Source organism: Streptococcus porci DSM 23759, assembly GCF_000423765.1.
Taxonomy (GTDB): Bacteria; Bacillota; Bacilli; order Lactobacillales; family Streptococcaceae; genus Streptococcus; species Streptococcus porci.
The window spans coordinates 72247-98048 of record NZ_AUIP01000008.1 but is presented as its reverse complement, the minus strand read 5'-3'; the positions used below and the strand labels follow the sequence as shown (position 1 = coordinate 98048).

Sequence of the window (25802 nt, the reverse complement as noted above, 5' to 3'; positions counted from 1 at the left end):
TTAATAGCTAACAAAGAAAATTCGGCTCATCGCATGTCGCTATTATAACAGAATTTAGTAACTTTTACAAGAGCGGTGCGACCATTCGAGCTAGACTTCCTATCATCTTCGTTTTAAAAGGACGATTTTCAACGTCTTCTAGACTGACACAATCACTCTGTTCAAAGGTTTCCTCGAAGTCTGAGGCAATATCTGTTAAAACTGAGGATTGATAAATGTAAACCCCACATTCAAAGTGGTGATAAAGACTACGGTAATCAAGGTTTATTGTCCCCACCACTGCTTTGCTATTGTCTGAAAGAAAGACCTTTGCATGAACAAATCCTGGTCTGTACTCATATATCTTAACACCAGAAGTTATTAAGCGCTGATAGTAAGTCTTTGCAAGGGCGTAGGGGATACGCTTATCCGGAATTCCAGGCATAATAATTCGAACATCCACCCCCCGCTCCGCCGCAAAACAGATGGCGTGTTCAAGGGCGCTGTCCAAGATTAGATAAGGAGTCATGATATGCACGTAGTCTCTAGCATGATTGAGGATATCGATATAAACATTTTCTGCCACCTTATCCTGATCCATAGGAGAGTCCCCAAAGGGTATAACAAAACCATCACTCTGAGGAAGGGTGGGAATATCCAGTAAAAAGGAACTATAGTCCACATCTCTATCCAAGGTTGACCACATCTGGATAAAGAGAACTGTAAAGGTCTGTACCGCCTGACCTCGCAACATGATAGCGGTATCCTTCCAGTAGCCAAAACGCTCAATATGATTGATGTATTCATCTGCCAGATTGATGCCACCTGTAAAAGCAACTTCATTATCGATAACTAAGATCTTACGGTGATCTCGGTAATTATAATAGGTTGATAAAAACGGCGATAGGGGGGCAAAAGATCTCGCCTTGATACCAAGTTTTTTTAGTCGCTCAACATAGTCAAAAGATAGGGTGGTCACCTCATTCATACCGTCGTAGAGGACGCGCACCTCGACTCCTTCCTTGACCTTTTGCTCCAAAATCGCTAAGATTTCACCCCACATGAGCCCCTCAGCGATAATAAAATATTCTAAGAAGATAAATTTTTTCGCCCCAAGCAACTGCTTTTTCAGTTCTTCAAACTTGGCTTCTCCGGTCGGAAAATAGGTTAGCTGAGTATTTTTGTATACGGGGTAATAACCGTCATTACGGCGGAAATACTTGACCAAATTATAGGTAGTCGAGTGTGCCTCACGCAAGTCTGACACTACGTCAGGATCCTGCTCCAAATAACTAAGCCCCTCCCTTTCCAGTTCGTTGATGCGACGCTTCAAACCGCGGTAACCTATGTCGGTCTTGCTGTAAAAAAGTAGGGCTGCACCAAAAACTGGGAATGGCATGATGAGCAGTAGCCAAGTCATCTTAGCTGTAGCCTCCATCTCACTATTAAAGAGATAAAGAACCGCCGAAAAAACCATCAGAAATGAAAGAACTTGAAAGAGGGCTTCGTATTCTTCCAACCATCTGAAGGTGGTCAAAAGCAAGAGAAACTGCAGGATAATGAAAAATCCCATAATCCAGACACGGCTAAAAATCAAGCGCCAAAAGCCCCGTTTCCCTTTTCTCAGAAGCCGAATCCGCTGTTTTTCTTCGTTCATGCTATCCTCCATCATTTTCTTTATTATATCATAAAAACAAGGTGTCGGTAAGCCGACACCTTGGGAGGTCATACTAAATGAAGAAAAAAACGAACCTTCTCTCTAGCCAGATACTAAGGCCCAAACCTTAGGCAAAAAGATGATTAAGCCCGTCAGAACGGCATAACCCGAAATTACCAATACAGCTCCCGCTGCCATGTCCTTGGCATTTTTTGCCAACATGGAGAAATGATAATTACTAGCCAAATCCACCGCGTTTTCGATGGCCGAATTGACGATTTCAAAGGTTATGACTAAAAAAATCGCCAAAAGAAGGAAAAGCCACTCAATGGCTGAAATCTGGAAGAGAGCGCCAGCTATTGTTACCAAAAGCGCTGAAAGAGCGTGCTTTTTCAGGTTTCGTTCTTCCTTAAAAGCTGTCACAATCCCCGTCATGGCAAACTCGAGGCTTGTCAACAGATCCATATTCTTCCACTTTTTTTGTGGATTATTGTCTCGTAAGTCCATAGGCCGTCAGAATCTCCTCTTGTAAGCCAAACATTTCCGCCTCTTCTTCAGGCGTGTAATGGTCGTAACCGTTGATGTGTAAAAAGCCGTGCACTACTAAGAAGCCCATTTCACGCTCATAAGAGTGCCCATAATCTTCTGCCTGCTCGCGAGCCTTATCTATGGAGATAAAAAGCTCACCGATATAAGCATCGAATTCATCCATCATCTCTGCCAAGTCAGGATTTTCAGTAAAATCCTCCTCATCAAACAAGATAGGGTGTTCCGGCTTATACTCTAGGCTTATAACGTCAGTTGGACGATCCGTGCCACGGAACTCCAAATTGAGTTCGTGACTACGTTCATTGGTCACAAAAGTAACCGCCATTTCTTTGTTTTCCTTGCCCATTTTTTGAGCTGCAAACTCTAACAAATCCAGAGTCTGCTGTTTCAGTTCTTCTGAGACTTGTCCTGTCTCATCTACTAATTCTACGTACATACTAATTCTCTCACTTGTTTCTCTCTTCATTATACCATAAGACAATAGAAAAAGCAGGAAAAATCCTGCAGTCTCTTAAGTATCTAGTCGCTTAACCAGAAGGGCATGATTAAAAGTCATCCCCAACTCCTCGATGTAGAAACGAAGCAAGTCTTGATAGTTGTGTGTGGCAGCAACAACTGAGAGAACCTGAACCTCAGCCTTAAGGTCTTCTTCAAGAAAACGGTAGAGTTCTCGTCCTACGCCATGATTACGATAGGCAGAAACGACATACAGTTCATCTAACTTAAAAGTTTTCTCACCAATGCTATGATAAGAGGTTTTCTCGGTTGATTCCACAATATCTCCCAGAGCATAGGCAATGATATCATCTCCTGAACGTGCCACATAAAGTTCTCGATTAAGAAAATCCTCAGCTACATTTGGGTGATAAGAAGGCATGGTTTTTTCCTCAGCCCAGATTGTCGAGAGCGCTACTAAGCTTACTAACTCCCTATCATCTGCCTTAGTCAAGAGCAACTTATCGTAACTTATCATGGATTCTTCCTCAAATAGTCAACAGCATCTTTCACATTGGTCACAGGAACAATCTTCATGTCTGTGTTTAATTCTTTTGCTACAGCCAGAGCTTCCTGATAGTTATTACCTTTTGGATAATACTTCTTCATTTCCTTTTCGATAGGATTATTTGGGACAAAGAAGATCTCCGCACCAGCTTTGTGGGCTGAGACCACTTTGAGCCCAGCGCCTCCGATATCACCAACAGCTCCGCCTTTTTCAATAGTCCCAGTACCTGCAATCACACGACCCTTGCGTAAATCTTCGTCGATGAGCTGATCGTAGATGCTGAGGGTGAACATAAGCCCTGCTGATGGACCTCCAACCCCATCTGTAGAGAAATTGATGGAGTGAGCTGTCTCAATTTCTGTGTGATCCACCAGCCCGATACCAATCCCATTTTTGCCATTCTCCAGCTTGATGATTTTACCAGAAGCTGATTTTTTCTGACCTGATGTCGTGTACTGAACCGTTACATCGTCTCCGATTTTAAGGGCACCTACATAGTCAATCAAATCCTTAGAACTTGAAAAGGTCTCACCATTGACACCCGTAACCGTGTCTGCCAGATTGAGAACATCCTTAAAAGTTGAATCTTCCGCCAAACTGAGGACATAGACACCCAGATAATTGAGTTCAACCTCTTCACCTGCCAAGCTCAAAGCCTCGCTAATAGCTGAATTTTGCGACGTTTCCATGTAAAACTGACTGATGCGCCAGTAGTCCTCATTGGAAACCCCACCCGTCGTAGCTTCTGCCGAGGATACTTCAGTATAGGGCGTCAACCATGCCGCTAAAACTTGAATAGGTGTAGCTTGGCGAACTGTTACAGCCACAAAATTGTAAGAACCGTCCTCCTCGTCTGTCTGTCCATCCACATTTAGTACTGAACGAATATCATAGGCCCCGCCAGGCATTTCAATATAGTAAGGAATTGGTAAGAAAAATCCTACCAGCACCACAATCAGGGTCAAAAGTCCCAAGAGCCACCACTTGAATTTTTTGATTGTCTTCACGCTATTTCTCCACTTCTTTGATAACACTTGTTGGCACAAAACCGTCTAAATCTGCACCAAAATAAATAAGCTCACGTACTCGGCTAGACGAAACCGGCTGATAAGCATGACTAGCTATCAGATAAACCGTCTCAAGCTCCGAGGCCAAGTGTCGATTAAAATATTCTAAATTGGCTTCATAATCAAAATCCGTTGCATTGCGCAAGCCTCTCACCAAATGGGTCGCCCCATAACGTCTAGCAACCTCAACAGCCAACTCGCCACTAGAAGTGACTACAGAGACAGTAGGCATATCAGCTACCGCTTCCTTAATCATGCGTTCTCGGGTCTCAATGTCAAAGAGCCCTGCTTTTTCCTTATTGTAAAATACGCCGACAATAAGCTGGTCAAAAAGCCCACTGGCGCGCCTGATAATGTCCAAATGTCCCACCGTAATAGGATCAAAAGAACCCGCTAACAGTCCAATTTTTGTCATTTCTAACCTCATCTACTCTCAGTGAATATAAACCGTCACCTTAGAAATCCCATAAACTTTCTCTTTCCAGATGCCAACTGAGGCGATTTCCTCTGGAAGTTGAACGGACTTGTCCGTTTCACAGACAATCATAACCTCCTCTGCTAAAAGCCCTAACTGGTCCAATTTTTCAATGGTTGCTACAATTTGCTCCTTAGCGTATGGCGGATCCAGCAGAACCAAATCAAAGACCCCTGTCAACTGCGTCAACGCACGATCTGCCTCCATTTTTAGCAAGCTAAACTGGCTCTCAGACTTGGTCATCTTGATATTCTCTTGAATAATAGCCTGCGCTCCGCTATGCTTTTCCACCAAAACAGCCTCCGACATGCCTCGAGAAACAGCCTCAATGGCTAGAGCTCCTGAGCCTGCATAGAGATCCAAGACACGCCCCCCTTCAAAGTAAGGACCAATCATATTAAACATGGCACCCCTGACCTTATCCGAAGTTGGGCGCGTATTTTTCCCGTCTAAAGTCTTAATGGGACGACCACCGAATTCACCTGATACAATTCTCATGCCACCTATTATAACACAAAATCAGCCTATCTCAGAAGATAAACTGATAGCTTTATTTGAAATAATCCTTAGTCATCTTAAAGTTCATAACCATGATGTAAAGATGAATCCCTGCCGCAATCAAAATACCAGTCAATTCGACTTTTTGGAAAATAAAAGCCATAAAGAAGAGAATAACGTAAATGCTTGGCAAAATAAGGCCGCTGAGCGTCATGACTATGTCAAAAGACATTTTATAGTTAGCCTGCATTTCCGCCTCATCCAACTGCATGACATTTTCCTTGAGCTCTTTCATAGTTGGCAGAAGAGTCATCTTGATGCCACGAACCCGATTATTCAAGGAAATTATATACATCTGAGCCAAGGATGATAAGATGAGGCAGGCAAATGGCAGAGCAGAGAACGAAACTGACATACTGTCACCACCAAATTCAGTTTTATAAGTCAGGAGCACATTAACCAGAGATAGGACCAGAGCAATCCCTGAAAAAACCTGACTGAAGCCTATCTTTTTCCCCAGACTGCGATAAAGCTCATCTGCCAAGTCCTCATCATCTGTCCCTTCATAAGCAACCACTTCTTGACGGATGGCAAGAATATAAGCTACTACCGCTGTCAAGGAAAGAATAATAGCGCCATAAGCAAGCCAAGATAAGAAGGGCAAAATCTTATCCATAGGTAAAGTCAGCCCCTCTTCTAAACCAAAATAACCAACAATAACTCCCAGTGGCAAGCCAATAATAGCTCCAAGTAATGCTCCCTGCAAAAGTTGTTTTCCAAAGCGCACTAAAGCTGAATCCGTCCCTTTAATTTTTAGCATGACTATCTCCTTTTCCGACTTTCTCAAGTGTATCTAAATCCATAGCTATCAGACCACAAAATATGGCTACAAATCCTGATGAAAATTCCAAGTATGGAATAACCCCTATATCACTAAGAACAACCAACAAGACCAGTAAGCCAAGACTAAGACCAATAACTAGCCAACCGTATGAAATATGGTGGAGAAGCTGATGTCGGAAAAGCAGGTAGAGCCCTCCCAACAGATAATAAATCCAGTTCGTCGCTAAAGCTCCGCCTCCTCGCAGAAACGCTGTTATATCCCAGTAAGCCATTATCAGCCCCATCATAAGTGCCAACAAACCAACTATATGATTCCAATTCATTTTTTTCATAAGTCTCTCCTATTCTTCCACCAAGCTAAAAACATTTTCGACAGGCTCTTCAAAAACCCGAGCAATCCGCATGGCGATAACGACTGAGGGTGTGTATTCATTCCGCTCAATCAGGCTGATAGTCTGCCGAGACACCCCCGCAAGCTTTGCCATCTCCGTTTGATTGACCCCATCACGAGCCCGCAACTCCTTGAGCCGATTTTTTAAGACTTGCATAGGACTCACCCCTCAATATCAATGGATTGGATATCATCTAGACGAACGATTTTTGTAAAGACTTTTCCCTTCTTGTCTGTCCGTTCTAATTTCACCCAATCCTCATCAGCTTCCAAAATGGTCCAAGTATAAGCCGCCTCAAAACTTGAATTAAAATTAATTTTCGCAACCTGATTAATCATCTTTTGAATAAGTTGTGACACCTGATTTTCCCCCTTGCTTCTTCTTTCTAATTTGTTGAGTCTACGTTGTAATTTTTTGTGTTTATCTGCATAAAATAGCCAGAAAATAAAAGCGACTACACCAAAATATTCCATACCTATCTCCTCGCTCTGAGCCATTTCACTAGGTTATAACTTCCACCAATAATGGCTGGTAATAGGCAAAGCACAATCTCAAGTTGCGGTTGTTCACCAGTCTGCCACCACTGTATCATCTCAACCACAAACATGATAGCAGCTAGACAAGCAACGACATTGAGGACATGCGTCCCAGTAATGACAATTTCTTTTCCTTTTTTAGTTTCAAACGTTCCTTTAACCAATGGTTCTTTACTCATGATAGTTTCTCCTTACCTTCTCTATCTTTTCTCAATATATTTGTTTTCAAAATGTGTAGCAATCTTGTAGACTATAATGCCTAGTAACATAAGATAAATACTCTTATCCAACGATAGTTCCCCAGATACTATCCACGACCATAAGTCTTTTAACAGCAATATCGTAACACCAACGACACAAAAGCCGATAAAGGCAGCTTTAACAAATTCAACTAATTTCATCCTAATTCTCTTCTTTCCAAAATAAACTAATCATAAATAAGACGGTTAGAATGCCATTGATGGTCACATAATAGGTGATATTAGGCATACTTCCTAATGAACTCAATCCAATCATCGCTCCGGCTAGTAATCCTTGCAAAGCTGCAAAGACCATGATTTTAATCACTAATTCTTGTTTCATTTCAAATCTCCTTTTTGTATCCGTTTTTTATGGTTTAAGTATACCACACCTTCTTATTTTTGACAACTATCTTTGTCAAAAAAATAAATATTTTTGTCAAAATTATCATAAACATAGTCAAAACGAATAAAATCTTAGTCAAAATGACATCTACTCAATCATTCAGCTAATCTGATTATCAAAAAAAAGAGACTGACTTTGGTCAATCTCAATCAATTACTATTTTAACTGTTGGCTCAAGTTTTCAATATCGCTTGGACGTGTACGACAGCAGCCTCCCACCACTTTTGCTCCAAGCTGGTGCCAATTGATGGTATTTTCTAACAAGCTGTGACTGTGGTCAGCATTTGAAGTCCAAGTTTGGCTTGCTCCGTCATAAACTTCTCCAGAATTCGGATAGGTTACAAAGGGCTTGTTGGTCAGTTTTCTCAATTTGCTGAGGAAATTTTGATAAAAAGCTGGCGCAGTGCAGTTGAGCCCAACCGCCAAAAGCTGATGACTACCGTTAATCAGCTCTGCTATTTTCTCTACAGATGTCCCGTCAGAAATGGACTGTCCATCTTGAGAGGTAAAGCTCATATAGGCCTCAACGTTTGGAAACTCCTCTGCCAAAAGCTCTACCAAGGCCTGGGCTTCAAGAAAATTTGGAATGGTCTCCAAAGCCAGAAGTTCAGACCCTTGTTCCAAAAGTAATTCAATGCGGCGGCGGTGAAACTCTTTCAGATCTATCAAGCTGATATCCCCATAGTCTCCAGTATATTCAGAGCCGTCAGCTAAATAGGCTGCATATGGACCAACATCGCCTGAAATAAGGGGATATGTCCGACTAGCTTTTTCCTGGTCAGATAATTCTGCCCAGACTTCTTCGCGTGCTTCCTTTGCCAAATCAACCGTCAAACAAATGAGGTCTTCAGCTTCTTTTTCCGATAAACCAACTTCGGCTAGGCCTGGAAACGTCGCCTGATACGTTGAAGTCGTTATCAAATCAGCCCCAGCACGAATATAGTCTTTGTGAATGTCTCGAATCAGTCGCGGATTTTCCAAGAGATACTTCGCTGACCAGAGTTTCCCAGACACATCATGCCCTCGAAACTCTAATTCCGTTCCCAAAGCGCCGTGCAAAATAATGTATTCCTGTGTGCTTAAAAGTTCCTTAAAACGTCCCATACGACACATCCTTTCTAAACTTTACCATTTTTTAAAACGAAGGTAATGATAACTATAGCAACCAATCATGAAAGGGACTCCAAAGTAGAGACCTGCCCGCTGAGAAGGATCCCAGCCAATACCTATGATGGAAATTACAAGTAAAATCACAGTAATCCACGGTAATAGTGGTGAGAATGGTGTTTTGTACTCTAAGTCACTCTCCCTATGATTTTTCAAAAATTCCTTTCGAAAACCAATTTGAGCCAGTGGAATAGCCAACCAAGCAATAACCACGGCAAAACCTGCGATGGAAACCAGAGCAAGGAAAATGGTATCAGCCGCGTAAATTGACGCCACTAGAGCGATGATAACTCCTACCATAGACAGGAGCATACCACGCATGGGAACCCCGTACTTATTGATTTTAACCAAATTCTTGCTAATCATCCCTTCATTTGCTAACGACCAAAGCATACGGCTAGACGCGTAAAGACCTGATGTGGAGGCTGATAAGATAGCGGTCAAGATGATAAAATTCATGATATCGGCAGCGTATGGAATGCCAATTTTATCTAAAACAAGAACAAAGGGAGCTTCTGTTACACCTGCCTCAGACATAGGTAAAAGCGCAGCTAGGACAAAAATTGTCAGTACAAAGAAGGCAACTAAGAGACCAATCGTTGATTTGATTGCTTCTGGTACAGCTTTTTTAGGATTATTTGTCTCACCAGCAGCGATTCCAATCATCTCCACGCCTGAAAAGGCATAGTTGACAGACAACATAACAGAGATAAAACCAACCATCCCATTTGGCAACAATCCATTAACTGTGATGTTGTTAAATAGCGGAGCACCGCTTGTTCCTGAAAAAGGAAGAATGCCAAAAATAGCAAGAGTCCCAAGGACGATAAAAGCCATAATAGCATATACTTTGATAGAAGATAGCGCATCCTCGGCCTTGGCAAACCAACCAACTGAAAGAGTATTGAGACCAAAAACGATAGCAGCAAAGATGCTGGCAAAAATCCAAATGGGGACATCTGGAAACCAACGCTGCATGAGCTGAGCCGCACCAACGAACTGTGAAGCCAAAGCCACTACCCAGCAGAGCCAGTACATCCAGGCTACCATAAAGCCTGTTCCTGGACTGATAAACTTAGTAGCATAGGTGTGGAAAGAACCAGTCACCGGCATAGCGACTGAAAGTTCCCCTAGCGAAAACATGACCAGATAAACCATGACCGCTCCAAAAAGATAAGCAGCAATGGCACCAAATGGCCCAGCTTGAGCAATCGTATAACCAGAGCTGAGGAAAAGTCCCGTTCCAATAACCCCACCGATAGATAACATACGAAGGTGGCGGCTGGTCATCTGACGGTTAAACTGTCCTTCATTTTCAAAATTGTGATTTTCCATAATTCCCCCAAAAAAGATAATAGAACCATATTATCACAATTTTTCTAAAAAATATAAGTGACTTTTTTAATGGTAGGATATAGGTAAAAGCTATAACAAAGAGGCTAGACAAAAGTCCTAGCCTTCTAACATGATTGCAGACCGGCGCAGCGGTTGACTAGCAAATTTCATCCTTTGCTACACAATGGATAGCGACCTTCCTAATCAACTTTATAAAAGAATCGGTCTGGATCTGACACCAGATACTGGTGACCAGCTATCATACGATCTCTACTGATATCAGAACTATCTCCCTGTTCATCTATACCAATCGGCGCTGTCACACCAGCCGGTATAAGGGAGATCGCAAAGCCACCCACACCTGACTTTGGACCAACACTAACTGTCAACATACCATCTTCAGGACTTTCCGAATTAACTCGGGTCACATAGTCCCCAACTAAACCATTCTCATCAAAAACTAAACTGTGCCCCTGAGCATTCTGCCAAGTCCCTGAAATACTTGAAAAATCTCCTGAAATAATACCCTCAAGGGACATGCTGGTTTTAATTGACTCAGCCGTAGTAGCTTCACTTGTGCTACTTTCCTCTGTCTCTACTACCGTAGTTGATTGGCTACTACTTGATTGATGAGTCACCGAGGTAGTCTCTTGAGTGACTTTTTCTTTACTTGAGCAGGAGGCAAGAAGCACTGCTAAGGAAGACAAGATTAATAACTGATAGACTTTTTTCATTTGAAACTCCTTATTTTGCTCTAAATTGTAACTTATTGGCATCAAATTTCATAGCCAAGACATAGGTCTGCTCTGCTATTTTTTCCACATAACCCAAATACTCCAAGGCCTCTACAAAAATATCTAGACGCTTCTGCTTCACTTCCGATTTCCGTCCAAACTTGAGCAAAAAAGTGGTCATGTACTTGAGAGCGTAATCAGGATTAACATCACCCAAAAGCTGGTAAAGCTCCTTTTGCTTCGGGGAAAAGGGCTGCGCAGTTCTCAGTTTGTGGAAGTAGTTAGCAAGGGTTAGCTCATCGCGCATCAGACTGGATGACTCGACAATCAGGACTTCATTAGTCTGATTAGCAAGAACTGTCTCAAATGAAAGTTCCACCAGTTCTTCATAAAGAGGAGAAGCGGTGTCCACTATGAGATGACTGTCCAAGGTCACAGCTTCCAAAGACTCTAGCAGGGGCAAAGTCAAACTGTATCGCTTATTATCACGCTTGATATAGCCTGCCTGAATATAATCTTCCAACTGCCTGTCCAGATTTTTTACATGAGGAAAAGCCTTTTTAATCTGACGCAGTATGACCTCATCGTTCTCTGATAAATAGCTAATCAGTTCCTGAAAGAAAGGCTGAGCAGTTAATTTTGTCGGGTTAAAAATTTTTATCATGAATTTATTATAGCAAAAAGATTGGGGTTTACCCAATCTTTTCTGACCTATTTGACTTGTTGGAGAGTGTTTTTAACTACCGTTTTATTGAGGGCTCCCATTCCATAGTTAGCGATAGTGCCATCTGAGTTGATGAAAATGTGGGTGGGAAAAGCACGTATTAGATAATCTGTCATAAATTGATTATTCTGCTCAAAATAAACTGGGTAGGTTACTCCGGTTTCATTGGCAACAGATTGGATTTCTTCCATACTAACATCTCGCGTTTGACTGTTAGCTAGAGCCTCATCATTAGCTGAGGCCACTGACAGAAAGACCCAATCTTCCTGTTTTTTGACCTCTTGATACACTTCTTCAAGCTCAGGCATTTCCATCAGGCATGGGCCACACCAGCTTCCCCAGACATTGATATAAACCTTTTTCCCTTTAAGGTCAGCCAGAGTCAACTTACTACCATCCTGCGCTACCAACTCAAAATCAGGCGCTTTATCACCGATTTTTAGACTTGGAACATCAGAAACTTGCGATTTATTATCGTCTTTTCTGAGACCATCACAACCAACTAAGCAAAGTGATAACACCATTAAGACAACAAGAGACAGCGATTTGATATTTTTCATGCCGAACCTCCTAAACTAGATTCCAAAAAAGTGACAAAGCTATGCCCACTAGGAGAACTCCTGAGAGAAGCTTGGTGTAACGAAGGCATTTCTGACTAACTTTAAAAAGCGCCAGCATTTTTTGCGAAAAGAAAGCCAGTAAAACAAAAGGCAAAATAAATCCTAGACAGTAGGTCGCCACCAATGCCGAGCTAATCCACCCCGTCTGACTGGATGCATAAAGAAAGACGCTGGCTAAAATAGGGCCTATACAGGGCGTCCAGGAAAAACTAAAGGCAAAACCCATAATTAGAGCAAGAAATGGCGTCATTTTCTGTCCGCTTTGATAAACCTTGTGCTTGGCTGAGATTTCCTTGAAAAAAGCAGGAATTTTGACTAGATCAAGCTGAAAGAGGCCAAAAATTAAAATCATAAGCGCGCTCAAACCTTGCAAAAAGCGACTGTGCTGAAGAAAATAATGGCTCAGGTAGCTAGTAGCAAAGGTCAGTAAAAAGAAAGTTAGCGAAATCCCAAGAACGAAAAAGAGGGTATTCACGAGCACTTTTTTCTGCCTACTTTGCCAATTATCATCAGTATTTCCCGCTAAAATTCCAACATAAATGGGTAAAATCGGTAAGACACAAGGAGAGAAAAAAGAAAGCAATCCCTCAGTAAATAAGGCCAATAATTGAAGAACAGTCATAAACAAGTCCTAACTTTTATCGTTATTCATCTTAATTGTATGACTAAATGATAACAACATTATAGAAACTTGTCAAGCCCAAAAAATCCCAACCCTAAGGCCGAGATTTTGCTTTATTATGGTTTAATACGATGAAGCATACGTGGGAACGGAATGGCTTCACGAATATGCTTAGTACCTGCTACGAAAGTAACCATACGCTCGATACCGATACCGAAACCACCATGTGGTACAGAACCATATTTACGAAGGTCAAGGTAGAAGTCATACTCTGATTTATCCATACCAAGCTCGTCCATCTTAGCAACAAGGGCATCGTAGTCGTCCTCACGCATGGAACCACCAATAATTTCACCATAGCCTTCTGGAGCCAAGAGGTCTGCACAAAGCACGCGCTCTGGGTTGCCTGGGACTGGCTTCATATAGAAGGCCTTAAAGCTGGCTGGGTAGTTGACCACAAAGGTCGGAACACCAAAGTAGTTGGAAATCCAGGTTTCATGTGGTGAACCAAAGTCATCCCCATGCTCCAGATGTTCATAATCCGTGTCTTCATCGGCTTCATGCTCTTGCAAGAGGCTGATGGCATCATCATAGCTTACTCGCTTGAAAGGCTCAGCAATGTAGCGTTTGAGAGCATAGACATCCCTTTCCAACGTTTCAAGGGCCTGAGGTGCACGGTCGATAACCCCTTGAATCAAGGCCTTTACATAGGCTTCTTGCAAGTCAAGGGACTCTTCATGGGACAAGAAGGAGTACTCTGCATCCATCATCCAAAATTCGGTCAAGTGACGGCGGGTTTTGGATTTTTCAGCACGGAAAACTGGTCCAAAGTCAAAGACACGACCCAGAGCCATGGCACCAGCTTCCAGATAAAGCTGACCAGATTGGCTCAAGAAAGCGGGCTGACCGAAGTAATCTGTTTCAAAGAGTTCAGTGGAGTCTTCTGCCGCATTTCCTGACAGAATAGGGCTGTCAAACTTGATAAAGCCATTCTTGTCAAAGAAGTCATAAGTGGCATAGATAATGGCATTACGGACTTGCTGGATGGCTACTTGCTTACGGGAACGTAGCCAGAGGTGGCGATTATCCATAAGGAAGTCTATCCCATGTTCTTTTGGTGTGATTGGGTAATCCACTGACTCACCAATCACTTCCAAATCAGTCACATCCAGCTCATAGCCAAACTTAGAGCGTTCATCTTCTTTAACCACACCTGTCACATAAACTGATGTTTCTTGGCTCAGACGTTTAATGGTGTCAAATTTTGCAGCCCCTTCTTCTTCACCGAATTTTTCGATGAAATTAGGTTTAAAAGCAACAGCTTGGAAAAAGGCTGTGCCGTCACGTAATTGAAGGAAGGCAATTTTACCTTTACCAGACTTATTGGCAACCCAGGCACCGATGGTGATTTCCTCACCTACATGCTTAGGCACATCAAAAATCGTTACTAAATCTTTAGACATTAACTTCTATTCTCTTTTCTAGTCTTAATTATTTTGGTGGCAGACGGCTTCAATGTTATTGCCGTCAGGATCAATAATAAAAGCCGCATAATAACCTGAATGATAGCGACTTCGTTCACCCGGAGCGCCATTATCCTTGCCGCCGGCTGCCAAAGCTGCTTGATAGAAAGCATCAACCTCCTGACAGGTTTGTGCACTGAATGCAAAATGCCCAGGTTCTTGCTGCCCGATTGATAGCCAAAAATCACCACCTGGGTCTGTATTCCTTGGCTCTACAAAGCTAACGACCTGTTTGGTATCAAACTTAAGCTGATAGTTGAGCAGAGCTAAGGCGGCCTGATAAAATATCTTGGATTGGTCTAAATTTTTAACTTTTATTCCAAAATGGTCAATCACTTTTAGCTCTCCATAAATAACTTAATGCGACGAATGGCTTCTTTGAGAGTTTCCAAGTCGGTAGCATAGCTCATGCGGACATTTTCTGGCGCTCCAAAGCCTTCCCCAGTCACCAAAGCAACATTAGCTTCTTCCAAAATAGCGTTGGTAAAATCGGTGACATTGTCATAGCCTTTCATTTCCATAGCCTTTTTAACATTTGGGAAGAGGTAAAAGGCACCTTGTGGCTTATTGACTTCAAAGCCTGGCACCTCACAAAGCAAAGGATAAATGGTATTGAGACGTTCTTCAAAAGCTTTTCTCATTTCTTCTGTTGGGCTCTGGTCTCCAGTCAAGGCTTCAATAGTGGCATACTGAGCCGCAGTTGTCAAATTCGAAGTAGTCTGACTGATGATTTTCCCCATAGCAGAGATAATATCTGGATGTCCAACCGCAAATCCCACGCGCCAACCTGTCATCGAATAAGCCTTAGCGACACCGTTGACCACGATGGTTTGCTTGCGAATGTCCTCAGAAATGCTTGAAATCGGTGTAAACTCAGCTCCATTATAAACCAAGCGACCGTAAATATCGTCCGCCAGAATTAAGATATTATGAGCGACAGCCCATTTTCCAATAGCTTCAAGTTCTTCTCGACTATAGACCGAGCCTGTCGGATTTGATGGTGAATTTAGAAGCAGAACTTTGGTTTTATTCGTGCGAACGGCTTCTAATTGCTCAACTGTCGCCTTAAAATCGGTTTCTTCTGTCGTCTGAACGAAAACTGGTTTCCCCTCAGCAATAATGACCTGTTCTGCGTAAGAAACCCAATAAGGAGTTGGAATAATGACTTCATCACCACTATTTAGCACTGCCATAAAGAAAGTATAGAGGATAAACTTGGCACCGGTTCCCGCGACGATTTGATTTGGAGCAACAGTGTAACCATAGTAGGTCTCCATGTAGTTAGCGATAGCAGCTTTAAGAGCTGGCAAGCCGCTGGCTACAGTATAAAAAGAGGCAGAGCCATTCTCGATTGAAGCAATCCCTGCTTGGCAGATGTGTTTTGGCGTCACAAAATCAGGCTCGCCCACTGTCAAACTGATAACGTCGCGTCCTTGGTCTTTCAAAGCCTTAGCTCTTGCTGCGGCAGCCAACGTCACACTTTCTTCCATTGCCAGCACACGATTTGATAAAACTGTCATAGATCCTCCTTGGTCTCTTTCGAGAGCTTGGGAAAATAGCAAAGCTGTTCACTTAATGTAACTTACTTTTTCAGCTATTTCCGATAAATGATATTCATCTTCTCATTATATCAGACTTTGTCAAAAAAACAACCTATTTCAGTAAGAATTTCTGGAAAATTTTGACTTTTTAGATCTGATTGTTCGGAAAGGGACCGAAGAATGTCTCGTCCATAAGATTTTGTCAAGAGCCGCTTGTCTAAAATGAGGACTGCTGACTGCTGATTGCCACGTCTTTGGGTCCTACCCAAGGCTTGTTTGAGCCGCAAAATAGCTACTGGTAGATTGTAGGCATAGAAAGGATCCCTTCCTCTTTCTCTCAGGTAGCTTTCCATTTTTTGGCTGAAGGCTGATTGAGGATTATCAAAAGGTAGGCGACTGATAATAGTAATAACCTGATTTTGTTGAACAAAATCCATACCTTCCCAGAAAGCACCCGATCCCAGCAAAATTTGACTTTCTCCTCGATCAAAGCGTCTTTTCAAATTGGCAGCTAGGCTATTTCGATGCTGGCAGAGATGTGGAATGTTCCACTCCTCTAAAATGTGTGACAGCGCCAGCATGGTCTTATTGGAGGTAAAAAGAACCAACAAAGGTCTTTCCAAAGTCTGCATCTCCCTAATCCGCTCTGCCATTTCATAAAGGTAACGTCTGGTGGAAACCTCAGTCAGGTCTGGCATGCTGGCATCTACAAAAATCTGCTGACCGGGCTCATAAGATTTAGGGAGCCTATCCAGACTGTAGTCCTCATAGCCCAACAGGTCTCCTAAGGTTACCTGCCTTCCAATCTGCAGAGTAGCTGAGATTAGAAAAGTTTTCTGGGTCTCAGGCAAGAATTTAGGGAGTGATATAAAGTCTAGGCTAGCACTTTTCAGCAATAAACGGCGATAATCAGGATAGACCTCTTCCTCAATCCAAACCTGATCAAAAGATTTAGCTAAAACCCGTCGCAAGTCAAATAGGATAGGCTGTTCCAACTCGCTCAGGTAGATCCGAAGCCGTGCCAAAGTCTCCCCTTCCGGCTGCTTTCCATCTTCTGAAAATTGCTGGGCTAGGTGATTTAGTTCAAACTGAATCCCTTCCAAAAGACGTTTATCAGGCGTCTTTTGAGGATTACTTAGTGCTTGCTCTACTTCATCTAGAAGACTTTTCAAGCTACAAGTTCGATTCGCAAAAGCTTCAAGATTAAGAAAGAATTTTTGCGCCTCGTCAATAACCAGTGTCTTCCCAGCCACAAAAGCCCTGTCGTCTTGGACTCGCGTCAAAAAATAAGCATGATTGGTTACCACAATTCGACTGCTTTTAGCCACCTGATAATGGCGTTCCCAAAAATCAACATCAGTGAAAAGACTCTTTCTACCTAAATCACCATCGTGTTGCAGTTGCGTGAAATAAGCTTCAAAGCGCTGCTTCTGACCAATCTCATCCAAATCACCAGTTTCTGTCTCACAGAGCCAAACCAAGAGTTGCATCTTGTAGCGGTTTATCAGACGATTGTCATCCTTTTTAGCTAAGCTTGCTACAAATTTGTCCAGACTGATATAATTTTTAGGACTTTTCAGGCTCTGAGCAGAGACTCTAAAGATTTCTTCCAAGCGCTTGATGTCTCCAGACATCATCTGATCCTGCAGAGCCTTGGTCGGTACCGTGACTACAATTTGCCCCACATCAGGATTAGCCAAGAGCGGCAAGAGATAGCCAAAGGTTTTACCAATACCAGTTCCTGCTTCGATAAAGGCCGCTCCAGATTCATGGAAACGTTGTGCTACTTTTTCAGAAAAAAGCTGCTGCTGAGGACGTTTGTCTAAGTCTAAAAGAGCCAGATTCGTTTCAAAATCCTGCGAAAGATGATGCTGGGCTAGCAAAGGCTTAGGTTTTTTCAGTACCAAATCAGCCACTTCAATGAAATCATCATCCAAAGGCTCTGCCTTTTTCTCCCTATAAATCTCATCAATAATCAACCTAGTCTCAAAAAGCAGATGGTCGCTAAAATCCAAAATCTTTTCCAAAGTCTGCAAGGGCAAGCTTCTGATTTTATCCTGCAAACGCAGGAGCAACTCTGCTGTCGCACGAGCATCAGCAATAGCCGTGTGGGCGTCATAGAGCTGGATACCCAAAGCCAAAGTTAAGGTCTCCAGAGTATAACGCTCCAAAGTTGGAAAGAAAATCTGGGACAACTCGACCGTATCTACCAGAGGAGACCGTAGCTCGTAGCCCTCCATAAAGAGCTCCTCTGCTAAAAAATTGGCATCAAATTTCACATTATGAGCTACAAAAACAGCCCCATCAATCATCTCAAAAATCTTCTTAGCTACCTGAGAAAATTCAGGTGCCTTTGCCAGCCTCTCATCCGTCAAACCCGTCAGGGCAATAATGTGCTCGCTCAAAGGCTCGTGAGGATTGATGTCCGTCTCAAAGCTGTCAACAATCTCACCACCTTCAAGAATAATAATCCCGACCTGGATAATCTTAGCCAAGCTTGAGGCCGATGTCGCCTCCAAATCCACGATAGCATACCGCGTCAAATCCGTTTTTTCCATAAGACATATTATAACTTTTTAAGTTCAAAATTTCTAATACTTTTAAACATAAAAAGAACCTGCTTGATTAGCAGGTCCTCAACTTTTATACGACTTCGATAATCAGTTCTGCCTTTAGTCATTTCGTGCAAAAATGCGGAGCAGGTTAAGAAAAAGATTGATGAAATCGAGATAGAGACTAAGAGCCATTGAGATAGCCCAACCGTCCCCGACTTGGCCACCAGTCTGCTGATAGATATGTTTAATCATTTGATTATCGTAGGCAATCAGACCTGAGAAAATCAATACCGATAAGAGACTAATGATGTAACTCATCGTACCAGAGCCAATAAAAATATTAACAATGCTAGCTACTAAAACACCTATTAAAGCTGCAATCAAAGCTTTTGCCATACCAGACAAATCCTTCTTGACCGTAGCACCGATAACTGCCATAACCCCAAAGACTAGAGCTGATGACACAAAGGCTTGAAATACCGTTGCCTGTGCGTACATTAGCAAAACAAAGCTAAGCGTAAAGCCATTGAGTGCTGAATAGGTCAAAAAGAGTGGTAAAGCCATTGGGCTATTCTTACGAGCCGCACCAGAGGCAACAAAAACCAAAGCTAGCTCAGCAAAAATAGCCAAGTAATAAATCATAGGGGCGTTAGCTAAAATACCGATAACATTATTCGGGAAGATGTAAAGCATGACCGCTGAAACAAAAGCCGAAAGCCCTATCCCCATCCCAACGAGACCGTAAATCTTAGCAAAAAAGCGATTCAAACCTGCATCGGTTTGTGTGTAAATAACATTATTTTCAAATTCCATAAATTCAAATCCCCCTTACCTTTTCATGTGAATGGCGATAACTAATCCTCCAAAAGCCTACTCAGACTTTTTGGCAACTCACACCGCGTATTGGGGTTGTTCAGTTAGATAAACTAACCAAACACTCCTTCCTCTTTTCTTTTTAATGATTGTGACTGCCCAATTCCTTACGACGGAAAAATGGCCGTCGGCGCCAAGCATCTCGCATGGGGGTTGAGGCTTCTTTGATGGCCCAGTACTTATCTACCACGGTTACAATGTAACTTTCCTTATATCTGGGCGGAGCAATGGTCGCCCCCCACATGTGCTTTAGGATAATATCCTTCTCTTTTTTATTCAGGTTAATCAATTTTCTAGCATTGCGTTCAGCAATCCGCGGATGAACCCAAGCGTGCCCTTTGTTAAACTTAGTCACGCGCCAATCGTAGTAAAAGAAGTCGTGTAAAAGACCTCCACGCGCTGTCGACTTGGCATCCCAGCCCAGCTTTCTAGCAATCCGAAAACTCGTATAAGCCACATTGATTGAATGCTCGTAGCGAGTTGAATGCTGATGTTGGACAATACCTTCCAACTTCTTAAACCGTGGATGATTAATGAGATGCCCAACATGCTCCATAAATTCAGTATCTTTGGTATAGTGTGCCATACGCATCACCTCCTAAGACTATTATAGCACCTTTGCTTAAATCAAGCTAAAAATAAGAATGCCTGCTGCCACAGCCACATTAAGACTTTCTGCATGCCCTGGCATGGTGATATGGATCAGCTCATCTGCCTGCTCTGCCATGTCCTTTGAAATGCCAGAACCTTCATTACCCATAACTAGGGCAAAGCTGTCTAATTTACCAAGACTACGGTAATCAACAGAAGTCTTTGACAGAGTTGTTGCTAAAACAGGCACAGCCGACGCTTTGAACAAAGCCAAACATTCTTCTCTTGACTTGCGCCAAATTGGCAAGTGAAAATGCGACCCCTGCATTGACCGCAAGGTCTTTTGATTGTAAATATCAGCCGTCTTCTCGGACAAAAAGACCCCGTCAAAACCTGCCGCATCCGCCGTTCTAATCATAGTGCCTACATTCCCAGGATCTTGCACATCCTCAAGGAGAAGATAGCGACCTGAGAGTTTTTCAGGCAAGTTACTTTCAGACAAAGCCACTTCTGCCACAATCCCTTGAGGACTTGGAGAGTCGGATAAATCTTTCAGAATTTCTGGCGTCACCACAAGAAGCTCTGGAAAATCTGAGATTTGCTCTGCTATTTTTTCTAAAGCAAAAATCCTCAAAACCTGAGCGCCAGACACTAGGGCTTCCTCTACCAAGTGCCATCCCTCAATCAGGTAGGAATCTTTACGATATTTCTTTTGCAATAACTTTTTTGCCGCCTTAACAGTCGGATTTGTACGTGATGTGATTCTCTGCATAAGAATATTATAACAAAATTTAAAATAATAGTTATGAAACTTTGATTTTTCTAAGGATTTCAAGTATAATGCAAATAATGAGAAAACGAATTAAACCAATACTGGTCTTGATTTTTATCAGTCTCTTTCTTTGTGTCCTAGTCCTTGTCAAAACAAGGCGCGATTACGCCCAAAATCAACTTGCTATCGCCAATAAGAAAAAAGCTCAAGAAGAGGCTATGGCGGCAGCTAAAGAGGCCGTAGCTAAGAAACAAGCCAGCGACGACCAAGAACCATTTGTTCTTAATCCTATTATTGATATTTCCGGCTGGCAACTACCAAGCGATTTAGACTATGATACGCTATCTGCCAATATCTCTGGTGCTATCATCCGTGTTTTCGGGGGTTCCCAAATTACGGCTGATAACAACGCCACTCACACCACTGGAATTGATAAGTCCTTTAAGACTCATATCGCTGAATTTCAAAAACGCGATGTTCCAGTAGCAGTTTACAGCTATGCACTTGGACGAAGCGTCTCTGAAATGAAAGAAGAAGCTCAGATTTTTTATGAAAATGCATCTCCCTACAATCCTACCTTCTACTGGATTGATGTGGAAGAGGCTACTATGGATAATATGGACGCTGGTGTTGAAGCCTTCCGAAAAGAGCTTAAAAAGTTGGGAGCTGAGAAGGTTGGCATCTACATCGGAACCTTCTTCATGATAGAACAGAGCATTTCCATTGATAAGTTTGATGCTGTCTGGATTCCAACTTATGGAGATAATTCTGGCTATTACAATGCTGCGCCACAGACCGACTTAGCTTATGATTTGCACCAGTACACTTCAAATGGTTGGGTTGCTGGATCAACAGGCTTACTAGATCTTAATCAAATCTCCCCACTGTCCTCTGATAAAAAAGCCACATACGAAAAACTTTTTGGGCCAATCAAAACAGACAAGGAGTCACAAACCGAATAAATTTGTGACCTTCTCTCTTGCTTTATTAGTCCTTCTAAACTATAATACCATTATTAAATAACATTATTTACCACAAGGGAGTGCCTTTGGCTGAGATCGCTTATGCGAAATCCTCATCACCTGATCTCGTTAGGACGAGCGTAGGGATTGTGACCTAACCTTAATAGGGCTCCTTTGTGTCTACAAAGGAGTTTTTATGTCACAAAAAGTTTCTATTCTCGTTGAGGCGGCCATCTTCGCTGCCCTTGCTATGGTTCTCTCTTTCATCCCAGATTTTGCCTCTTGGTTTACTCCCTCCTTTGGTGCCATACCTCTAATCCTTTTTTCCTTACGCCGAGGAGCTAAGTACGGTATCTTAGCTGGTTTGATTTGGGGACTTCTCCATTTCGCCTTAGGAAAGGTTTATTATCTCAGCCTCTCCCAAGTCTTAATTGAGTATCTTTTAGCCTTTTCTTGCATGGGCTTGGCTGGTCTCATGACCCCTCCTTTACAAAAAGCACTCAATGCTCAAGAAAACAACTCTGCTCTGCTCTTTTCCCTCAGTGGAGCAAGCTTGGCTGTCCTAGCTCGTTACTTCTGCCACTATATAGCTGGTGTCATCTTCTGGGCTTCCTATGCTCCAGACGGCATGTCTGCTGAATGGTATTCTTTTACAGTCAATGGCACAGCTGGTTTTCTAACACTTTTCTTTGTTTCAGTAAGTGTCCTGATTATCCTGAAACGTCAGCCAAAGTTCTTCCAACCTAGCAAATAAGTTTCTGACAAAGATCACATAAAATGGTATAATAGATTTGTTATACTGTTTTTTTATTTAGCAAGGAGACCTAAACACATGGCTAAGAAAAACAAGATGAAAAAAACCTTAGTCGACCAAATTTTAGATAAGGCAGGCATTGCCCATGATAGTCTATCCTTTAATGGACTCGAAGGTCAGACACCAGATGATATCAACAGATCAAGCATCTTTAAGACCTTAGCCCTGATAGGTGATAAGACTGGACCATTAATTGGTATCCTACCGATTACCCAGCACTTGTCTGAGAAAAAATTAGCTAGCATTTCTGGCAATAAAAAGGTGATCATGATTCCGCAAAAGGATTTACAAAAAACAACTGGCTATGTTCATGGGGCTAATAATCCAGTTGGCATTCGTCATAAACACTCCTTTCCTATCTACATTGATCAAACGGCTTTGGAGATGGGACATATGATTGTTTCTGCTGGCGAAATAGGGCGATCTATCCGCATTGACAGCCAGACTTTGGCTGATTTTGTGGGGGCATATTTTGCTGATATCAAGGAGGATTTATGAGAACTCTTGGAAATATCATTTGGTTTATGGCTGCTGGCTTCTGGTCTTGGCTTTCTTGGATAACCACTGGTCTCCTTCTTTGTATCACTGTAATTGGTATTCCTTTTGGCATTCAATGCTTTAAAATCGCCAATTTCGGACTCTTCCCTTTCGGAAAAGTGATTACTCCTTCTAATCGAGTATCAAGTTTTCTTTGGAACATCATTTGGATTTTGCTGTTTGGTTGGGAGCTCTTTATGATTCACATTATCACAGCGTTTTTCCTCTGCATCACCATCATTGGAATCCCTTTTGCCAATCAATCCTTTAAATTGGCTATGCTCTGCCTTTTCCCCTTTGGCGTCACGATTAAAAAACTATAGATTGGAGTGTAACTATCATTATGAAACTTTACTTTGTCCGTCACGGAAAAACCGAATGGAACTTGGAAGGTCGTTTCCAAGGTGCTAATGCTGACTCACCTCTTTTGCCTGAGGCCTTGGAGGATATTGCAGAGCTGGGTGAACACCTTTCTGACATTAACTTTGATAAGGTCTTCTCAAGCGATCAAAAGCGCGCTGTGGACACAGCCCAGCTTCTAATCGACAAGCACGAAAATGAGTTGACCCTTGAAACATCAGAGAGTCTTCGAGAGTGGAATCTGGGAATTTTAGAAAATAAGAAAATCAGCAACATGGAAGCTATCTATCCTAAACAGATGTATGCTTTCCGCCACAACTTGGCGCAGTTTAACGCTACCCAATTCAAAGCCGAGTCAGTTTTCCAAGTGACACACCGTATCTCTGATTTTGTCAAAAGTTTAAAAGATAGCGATGTTGAAAACGTACTTATTATCGGACACGGAGCAAGTATGACCGCTGCTATACGTCATCTCCTAGGCTACCCTTCTGCTCAACTCCGCCGCGCAGGTGGACTGTCAAATGCTAGCCTGACTATCTTAGAAACCCAAGATTTCGAACATTTCGACCTAGTCACTTGGAACGATAAAGAGTACCTGGACAAGAAAAAAGTCATTTAAGATATAGTCATTTGAATTACCACTGATACATCGTCACTTTCGGCTTGTCCGTATTCTAGTACTGCCTCACCTCAGTTCCTTGTCTGAATGCTAACTCATTCGACTATAAAAAGTAAAGGAGCGCTGAAATGCACTCCTTTATCATAGACAAAACCTGACTCGTTAAGTCAGGTTTTATTTTATTCTTTCACTGCATCTGTCGCGGTGTCTTCTCCAAACCATTTTTCTGAAATTTCTTGGTACTTACCTTCTTTGTAAAGTTCTGTAAAGGCCGCATTGATTTTTTCAACAAGAGTCTTGTCAGCCTTACGAGCACCTACACCAAAGTCTCCACTTTCAAGTCCAGCTGAGATAAGATGATGTTTTTCAAGTTCTCCTTTTTGTGTTAGAAAGTAGTTAGCATAGACTTTATCCACCAAAAGAGCATCGATGCGACCATTCTCCAAATCAAGGAAACCTTGGGTAAAGGTATCATAAAGCGTCGCATCATTATCTTTAACAATATCTTTTAGGATTTCTGGCCTGTCTAGAAAGGCATCATAACCAGATGACCCCGCCTGTGCTCCCAGAATTTTACCTTCCATATCTGAAACCGATGAAATACCTGAATCAGACTTGGTCACAAGAACCTGCTCATTAAGCATATAAGGATCCGTGAAAAGAACTTTCTTAGCACGATCTTCTGTCATGGTATATCCATTCCAAATGAGATCAATATTGCCACTATCAAGTTCACTTTCCTTCAGCTCCCAGCTAATAGGTTGCCATTTTACGTCAATATCATACTTAGCAAAAACAGCGTTAGCCAGGTCAATGTCAAAACCAGTATTTTCACCCTTATCGTTTTCAAATCCCATAGGTACAAAAGTGTTATCAAAACCAATGGTAATTGATTTTTCTGAGACATAGGTATCCCACTTGTCCCCATTTACTGCTGATTTACTATCATTTGTGCTACAAGCAGCCAAAAGCAAAGCTGCAGAGGCGGCCATAAAACTGGCTAATATTTTCTTCATTTTCATCATATTTCCTAGAATTTTAAAGACTTAATCTGATTCTACATTATGTAAAACCAACCGCCTCTAATACTCTTCCTTTCAAAGTTAGATGCTCTTATCAGCTTATAATAGCTAATAAGTTTTTGTATTTTAAAATAGCAAGAGAAGGGAGCTAGCTACTTCGGATTGACCTTTAAAATTTGGTCTGAAACATTTTCTGCAAATGCTAGGTCATGAGTCACGATAATTTGCGTTATCCCAGCCTCACGATTTTGCAAAATCAATTTTTCCACTTCTTCACGAAGGGCTGGATCTAAGGCAGATGTAGGCTCATCATAGCCGATAATCTGAGGATCAATCATCATGGCACGTGCTAGTGCTACCCGTTGTTTTTGACCACCAGAGAGGGAGTGCGGGTAGGCTGTTACATGATCTTTAAGACCCAAACGCTCAAGCAGGTCACGCGCTTTCTGCTCAGCCTTTTCCTTAGAAAGTCCCATAGTCTTTACAGGAGACAGTATGAGGTTGTCCAGAACACTGAGGTTAGGAAATAACTGGAAGTCTTGGAAAACAAAACCAAGTAAATTGAGAGTCTCTAGGTGATCAATAGCAACAGATTGACCATTGTAGATAATCTCACCCGAATCAATACTTTCAAGCCCCGCTAACATCCGAAGCAGAGTGGTTTTCCCGCCACCAGAAGGTCCGACTAGCGACAGGACCTTCCCATCCTCAACTGTCAGATTAAAATTGTCGAAAATCGTTTTTGTCCCAAAAGTTTTTGAAATATTTTTAAGTTCAAGCATGGTTC

Annotated in this window: 34 protein-coding genes and 1 riboswitch; of the genes, 5 read left to right on the top strand and 29 right to left on the bottom strand. The window is 42.2% G+C overall.

Annotated elements, in window-relative coordinates; translation table 11 throughout:
- Positions 1-64: 64 nt before the first annotated feature.
- The 27 genes from cls to G576_RS0103420 all read right to left on the bottom strand — a co-directional run bounded on the left by cls (position 65) and on the right by G576_RS0103420 (position 20701).
- Positions 65-1651, bottom strand: coding sequence for a cardiolipin synthase (gene cls, locus G576_RS0103550; protein WP_027973429.1), 1587 nt, complete (start codon positions 1649-1651; stop codon positions 65-67).
- A gap of 87 nt (positions 1652-1738) precedes the next feature.
- On the bottom strand, positions 1739-2143 hold the full coding sequence (locus G576_RS0103545; RefSeq protein WP_027973428.1) for a diacylglycerol kinase family protein: 405 nt from the start codon (positions 2141-2143) through the stop codon (positions 1739-1741).
- On the bottom strand, positions 2124-2621 hold the full coding sequence (ybeY, locus tag G576_RS0103540; RefSeq protein WP_027973427.1) for an rRNA maturation RNase YbeY: 498 nt from the start codon (positions 2619-2621) through the stop codon (positions 2124-2126). The genes G576_RS0103545 and ybeY overlap by 20 nt, the downstream gene beginning before the upstream one ends.
- A gap of 75 nt (positions 2622-2696) precedes the next feature.
- Positions 2697-3158 carry a GNAT family N-acetyltransferase gene (locus G576_RS0103535; protein ID WP_027973426.1) on the bottom strand — a complete coding sequence of 154 codons (462 nt, stop codon included), beginning with the start codon at positions 3156-3158 and terminating at the stop codon, positions 2697-2699.
- Positions 3155-4195 carry a SepM family pheromone-processing serine protease gene (locus G576_RS0103530; protein ID WP_027973425.1) on the bottom strand — a complete coding sequence of 347 codons (1041 nt, stop codon included), beginning with the start codon at positions 4193-4195 and terminating at the stop codon, positions 3155-3157. The genes G576_RS0103535 and G576_RS0103530 overlap by 4 nt, the downstream gene beginning before the upstream one ends.
- Position 4196: 1 nt before the next feature.
- Positions 4197-4670 (bottom strand): pantetheine-phosphate adenylyltransferase, encoded by a 474-nt coding sequence (gene coaD, locus G576_RS0103525; RefSeq protein ID WP_027973424.1) that lies wholly within the window; start codon positions 4668-4670, stop codon positions 4197-4199.
- Between the two features lie 18 nt (positions 4671-4688).
- On the bottom strand, positions 4689-5228 hold the full coding sequence (gene rsmD / locus G576_RS0103520) for a 16S rRNA (guanine(966)-N(2))-methyltransferase RsmD (protein ID WP_027973423.1): 540 nt from the start codon (positions 5226-5228) through the stop codon (positions 4689-4691).
- A gap of 52 nt (positions 5229-5280) precedes the next feature.
- Complete coding sequence (locus tag G576_RS0103515) at positions 5281-6048, bottom strand: DUF3169 family protein (protein WP_027973422.1); 768 nt, start codon at positions 6046-6048, stop codon at positions 5281-5283.
- Positions 6035-6403 carry a hypothetical protein gene (locus G576_RS0103510; RefSeq protein ID WP_027973421.1) on the bottom strand — a complete coding sequence of 123 codons (369 nt, stop codon included), beginning with the start codon at positions 6401-6403 and terminating at the stop codon, positions 6035-6037. The genes G576_RS0103515 and G576_RS0103510 overlap by 14 nt, the downstream gene beginning before the upstream one ends.
- Positions 6404-6412: 9 nt before the next feature.
- Positions 6413-6619, bottom strand: coding sequence for a helix-turn-helix transcriptional regulator (locus G576_RS0103505; RefSeq protein WP_027973420.1), 207 nt, complete (start codon positions 6617-6619; stop codon positions 6413-6415).
- Positions 6620-6624: 5 nt separating this feature from the next.
- Complete coding sequence (locus G576_RS0103500) at positions 6625-6936, bottom strand: hypothetical protein (protein ID WP_027973419.1); 312 nt, start codon at positions 6934-6936, stop codon at positions 6625-6627.
- A 2-nt stretch (positions 6937-6938) separates the two neighbouring features.
- Complete coding sequence (locus tag G576_RS0103495; RefSeq protein ID WP_027973418.1) at positions 6939-7178, bottom strand: hypothetical protein; 240 nt, start codon at positions 7176-7178, stop codon at positions 6939-6941.
- Between the two features lie 21 nt (positions 7179-7199).
- Positions 7200-7400: a hypothetical protein gene (locus G576_RS0103490; protein WP_027973417.1), complete on the bottom strand. Its 201-nt coding sequence runs from the start codon at positions 7398-7400 to the stop codon at positions 7200-7202.
- Position 7401: 1 nt separating this feature from the next.
- Positions 7402-7581 (bottom strand): hypothetical protein, encoded by a 180-nt coding sequence (locus tag G576_RS0103485; RefSeq protein ID WP_027973416.1) that lies wholly within the window; start codon positions 7579-7581, stop codon positions 7402-7404.
- Between the two features lie 219 nt (positions 7582-7800).
- Positions 7801-8748: a homocysteine S-methyltransferase gene (gene mmuM, locus G576_RS0103480; protein WP_027973415.1), complete on the bottom strand. Its 948-nt coding sequence runs from the start codon at positions 8746-8748 to the stop codon at positions 7801-7803.
- A 21-nt stretch (positions 8749-8769) separates the two neighbouring features.
- Complete coding sequence (locus G576_RS0103475; protein WP_027973414.1) at positions 8770-10146, bottom strand: amino acid permease; 1377 nt, start codon at positions 10144-10146, stop codon at positions 8770-8772.
- 200 nt (positions 10147-10346) lie between these two features.
- Positions 10347-10880: a DUF6287 domain-containing protein gene (locus tag G576_RS12200; protein WP_027973413.1), complete on the bottom strand. Its 534-nt coding sequence runs from the start codon at positions 10878-10880 to the stop codon at positions 10347-10349.
- A gap of 10 nt (positions 10881-10890) precedes the next feature.
- A complete protein-coding gene (locus tag G576_RS0103465) occupies positions 10891-11544 on the bottom strand; it encodes a DUF1803 domain-containing protein (RefSeq protein WP_027973412.1) in 654 nt (217 codons plus the stop codon).
- A 47-nt stretch (positions 11545-11591) separates the two neighbouring features.
- Complete coding sequence (locus tag G576_RS0103460; protein WP_027973411.1) at positions 11592-12164, bottom strand: TlpA family protein disulfide reductase; 573 nt, start codon at positions 12162-12164, stop codon at positions 11592-11594.
- A 10-nt stretch (positions 12165-12174) separates the two neighbouring features.
- Positions 12175-12846, bottom strand: coding sequence for a cytochrome c biogenesis CcdA family protein (locus G576_RS0103455; protein WP_156875103.1), 672 nt, complete (start codon positions 12844-12846; stop codon positions 12175-12177).
- A gap of 116 nt (positions 12847-12962) precedes the next feature.
- Positions 12963-14309 carry an asparagine--tRNA ligase gene (gene asnS, locus G576_RS0103450; protein WP_027973409.1) on the bottom strand — a complete coding sequence of 449 codons (1347 nt, stop codon included), beginning with the start codon at positions 14307-14309 and terminating at the stop codon, positions 12963-12965.
- A 24-nt stretch (positions 14310-14333) separates the two neighbouring features.
- Positions 14334-14705, bottom strand: a complete 372-nt coding sequence (locus G576_RS0103445; RefSeq protein ID WP_027973408.1) for a VOC family protein — start codon at positions 14703-14705, stop codon at positions 14334-14336.
- A 2-nt stretch (positions 14706-14707) separates the two neighbouring features.
- A complete protein-coding gene (locus G576_RS0103440; protein ID WP_027973407.1) occupies positions 14708-15889 on the bottom strand; it encodes a pyridoxal phosphate-dependent aminotransferase in 1182 nt (393 codons plus the stop codon).
- Positions 15890-15999: 110 nt separating this feature from the next.
- A complete protein-coding gene (locus G576_RS0103435) occupies positions 16000-18468 on the bottom strand; it encodes a bifunctional DnaQ family exonuclease/ATP-dependent helicase (protein WP_027973406.1) in 2469 nt (822 codons plus the stop codon).
- Positions 18469-18582: 114 nt separating this feature from the next.
- A complete protein-coding gene (locus G576_RS0103430) occupies positions 18583-19278 on the bottom strand; it encodes a Bax inhibitor-1/YccA family protein (RefSeq protein ID WP_027973405.1) in 696 nt (231 codons plus the stop codon).
- Positions 19279-19420: 142 nt separating this feature from the next.
- Positions 19421-19924, bottom strand: coding sequence for an HD domain-containing protein (locus G576_RS0103425; RefSeq protein ID WP_027973404.1), 504 nt, complete (start codon positions 19922-19924; stop codon positions 19421-19423).
- 36 nt (positions 19925-19960) lie between these two features.
- Positions 19961-20701: a TrmH family RNA methyltransferase gene (locus G576_RS0103420; RefSeq protein ID WP_027973403.1), complete on the bottom strand. Its 741-nt coding sequence runs from the start codon at positions 20699-20701 to the stop codon at positions 19961-19963.
- 77 nt (positions 20702-20778) lie between these two features.
- Between G576_RS0103420 and G576_RS0103415 the strand changes: the two genes are divergently transcribed.
- The 5 genes from G576_RS0103415 to G576_RS0103395 all read left to right on the top strand — a co-directional run bounded on the left by G576_RS0103415 (position 20779) and on the right by G576_RS0103395 (position 23993).
- Complete coding sequence (locus G576_RS0103415; protein WP_027973402.1) at positions 20779-21663, top strand: glycoside hydrolase family 25 protein; 885 nt, start codon at positions 20779-20781, stop codon at positions 21661-21663.
- Positions 21664-21729: 66 nt separating this feature from the next.
- Positions 21730-21827: riboswitch (TPP riboswitch) on the top strand.
- Positions 21828-21859: 32 nt separating this feature from the next.
- Positions 21860-22417, top strand: coding sequence for an energy-coupled thiamine transporter ThiT (gene thiT, locus G576_RS0103410; RefSeq protein ID WP_027973401.1), 558 nt, complete (start codon positions 21860-21862; stop codon positions 22415-22417).
- A 78-nt stretch (positions 22418-22495) separates the two neighbouring features.
- On the top strand, positions 22496-22975 hold the full coding sequence (locus tag G576_RS0103405) for an aminoacyl-tRNA deacylase (RefSeq protein WP_027973400.1): 480 nt from the start codon (positions 22496-22498) through the stop codon (positions 22973-22975).
- The gene (locus G576_RS0103400; RefSeq protein WP_027973399.1) at positions 22972-23337 is read left to right on the top strand and encodes a YccF domain-containing protein; all 366 of its coding nucleotides are present in this window, start codon (positions 22972-22974) and stop codon (positions 23335-23337) included. The genes G576_RS0103405 and G576_RS0103400 overlap by 4 nt, the downstream gene beginning before the upstream one ends.
- A gap of 20 nt (positions 23338-23357) precedes the next feature.
- Positions 23358-23993, top strand: coding sequence for a histidine phosphatase family protein (locus G576_RS0103395; RefSeq protein ID WP_027973398.1), 636 nt, complete (start codon positions 23358-23360; stop codon positions 23991-23993).
- A 179-nt stretch (positions 23994-24172) separates the two neighbouring features.
- Here G576_RS0103395 and G576_RS0103390 read toward each other — a convergent pair whose 3' ends face one another.
- Positions 24173-25015 carry an amino acid ABC transporter substrate-binding protein gene (locus G576_RS0103390; protein WP_027973397.1) on the bottom strand — a complete coding sequence of 281 codons (843 nt, stop codon included), beginning with the start codon at positions 25013-25015 and terminating at the stop codon, positions 24173-24175.
- A 152-nt stretch (positions 25016-25167) separates the two neighbouring features.
- Entirely contained in the window at positions 25168-25797 is a 630-nt protein-coding gene (locus tag G576_RS0103385; protein WP_027973396.1) for an amino acid ABC transporter ATP-binding protein, read from the bottom strand.
- Positions 25798-25802: the final 5 nt, after the last annotated feature.

What these genes read in the sequence shown, in the direction of transcription:
- G576_RS0103535 (WP_027973426.1), bottom strand. Translation starts at nt 3,158, where the DNA reads ATGATAAGTTACGATAAGTTGCTCTTGACTAAGGCAGATGATAGGGAG.
- thiT (WP_027973401.1), top strand. Translation starts at nt 21,860, where the DNA reads ATGTCACAAAAAGTTTCTATTCTCGTTGAGGCGGCCATCTTCGCTGCC.
- coaD (WP_027973424.1), bottom strand. Translation starts at nt 4,670, where the DNA reads ATGACAAAAATTGGACTGTTAGCGGGTTCTTTTGATCCTATTACGGTG.
- asnS (WP_027973409.1), bottom strand. Translation starts at nt 14,309, where the DNA reads ATGTCTAAAGATTTAGTAACGATTTTTGATGTGCCTAAGCATGTAGGT.
- G576_RS0103385 (WP_027973396.1), bottom strand. Translation starts at nt 25,797, where the DNA reads ATGCTTGAACTTAAAAATATTTCAAAAACTTTTGGGACAAAAACGATT.
- G576_RS0103420 (WP_027973403.1), bottom strand. Translation starts at nt 20,701, where the DNA reads ATGCAGAGAATCACATCACGTACAAATCCGACTGTTAAGGCGGCAAAA.
- G576_RS0103510 (WP_027973421.1), bottom strand. Translation starts at nt 6,403, where the DNA reads ATGAAAAAAATGAATTGGAATCATATAGTTGGTTTGTTGGCACTTATG.
- G576_RS0103395 (WP_027973398.1), top strand. Translation starts at nt 23,358, where the DNA reads ATGAAACTTTACTTTGTCCGTCACGGAAAAACCGAATGGAACTTGGAA.
- G576_RS0103485 (WP_027973416.1), bottom strand. Translation starts at nt 7,581, where the DNA reads ATGAAACAAGAATTAGTGATTAAAATCATGGTCTTTGCAGCTTTGCAA.
- G576_RS0103435 (WP_027973406.1), bottom strand. Translation starts at nt 18,468, where the DNA reads ATGGAAAAAACGGATTTGACGCGGTATGCTATCGTGGATTTGGAGGCG.
- mmuM (WP_027973415.1), bottom strand. Translation starts at nt 8,748, where the DNA reads ATGGGACGTTTTAAGGAACTTTTAAGCACACAGGAATACATTATTTTG.
- G576_RS0103500 (WP_027973419.1), bottom strand. Translation starts at nt 6,936, where the DNA reads ATGGAATATTTTGGTGTAGTCGCTTTTATTTTCTGGCTATTTTATGCA.
- G576_RS0103400 (WP_027973399.1), top strand. Translation starts at nt 22,972, where the DNA reads ATGAGAACTCTTGGAAATATCATTTGGTTTATGGCTGCTGGCTTCTGG.
- G576_RS0103515 (WP_027973422.1), bottom strand. Translation starts at nt 6,048, where the DNA reads ATGCTAAAAATTAAAGGGACGGATTCAGCTTTAGTGCGCTTTGGAAAA.
- G576_RS0103430 (WP_027973405.1), bottom strand. Translation starts at nt 19,278, where the DNA reads ATGGAATTTGAAAATAATGTTATTTACACACAAACCGATGCAGGTTTG.
- G576_RS12200 (WP_027973413.1), bottom strand. Translation starts at nt 10,880, where the DNA reads ATGAAAAAAGTCTATCAGTTATTAATCTTGTCTTCCTTAGCAGTGCTT.
- G576_RS0103545 (WP_027973428.1), bottom strand. Translation starts at nt 2,143, where the DNA reads ATGGACTTACGAGACAATAATCCACAAAAAAAGTGGAAGAATATGGAT.
- G576_RS0103425 (WP_027973404.1), bottom strand. Translation starts at nt 19,924, where the DNA reads ATGGCACACTATACCAAAGATACTGAATTTATGGAGCATGTTGGGCAT.
- rsmD (WP_027973423.1), bottom strand. Translation starts at nt 5,228, where the DNA reads ATGAGAATTGTATCAGGTGAATTCGGTGGTCGTCCCATTAAGACTTTA.
- G576_RS0103455 (WP_156875103.1), bottom strand. Translation starts at nt 12,846, where the DNA reads ATGACTGTTCTTCAATTATTGGCCTTATTTACTGAGGGATTGCTTTCT.
- G576_RS0103465 (WP_027973412.1), bottom strand. Translation starts at nt 11,544, where the DNA reads ATGATAAAAATTTTTAACCCGACAAAATTAACTGCTCAGCCTTTCTTT.
- G576_RS0103475 (WP_027973414.1), bottom strand. Translation starts at nt 10,146, where the DNA reads ATGGAAAATCACAATTTTGAAAATGAAGGACAGTTTAACCGTCAGATG.
- G576_RS0103440 (WP_027973407.1), bottom strand. Translation starts at nt 15,889, where the DNA reads ATGACAGTTTTATCAAATCGTGTGCTGGCAATGGAAGAAAGTGTGACG.
- G576_RS0103460 (WP_027973411.1), bottom strand. Translation starts at nt 12,164, where the DNA reads ATGAAAAATATCAAATCGCTGTCTCTTGTTGTCTTAATGGTGTTATCA.
- G576_RS0103490 (WP_027973417.1), bottom strand. Translation starts at nt 7,400, where the DNA reads ATGAAATTAGTTGAATTTGTTAAAGCTGCCTTTATCGGCTTTTGTGTC.
- G576_RS0103415 (WP_027973402.1), top strand. Translation starts at nt 20,779, where the DNA reads ATGAGAAAACGAATTAAACCAATACTGGTCTTGATTTTTATCAGTCTC.
- G576_RS0103495 (WP_027973418.1), bottom strand. Translation starts at nt 7,178, where the DNA reads ATGAGTAAAGAACCATTGGTTAAAGGAACGTTTGAAACTAAAAAAGGA.
- ybeY (WP_027973427.1), bottom strand. Translation starts at nt 2,621, where the DNA reads ATGTACGTAGAATTAGTAGATGAGACAGGACAAGTCTCAGAAGAACTG.
- G576_RS0103390 (WP_027973397.1), bottom strand. Translation starts at nt 25,015, where the DNA reads ATGAAAATGAAGAAAATATTAGCCAGTTTTATGGCCGCCTCTGCAGCT.
- G576_RS0103405 (WP_027973400.1), top strand. Translation starts at nt 22,496, where the DNA reads ATGGCTAAGAAAAACAAGATGAAAAAAACCTTAGTCGACCAAATTTTA.
- cls (WP_027973429.1), bottom strand. Translation starts at nt 1,651, where the DNA reads ATGATGGAGGATAGCATGAACGAAGAAAAACAGCGGATTCGGCTTCTG.
- G576_RS0103505 (WP_027973420.1), bottom strand. Translation starts at nt 6,619, where the DNA reads ATGCAAGTCTTAAAAAATCGGCTCAAGGAGTTGCGGGCTCGTGATGGG.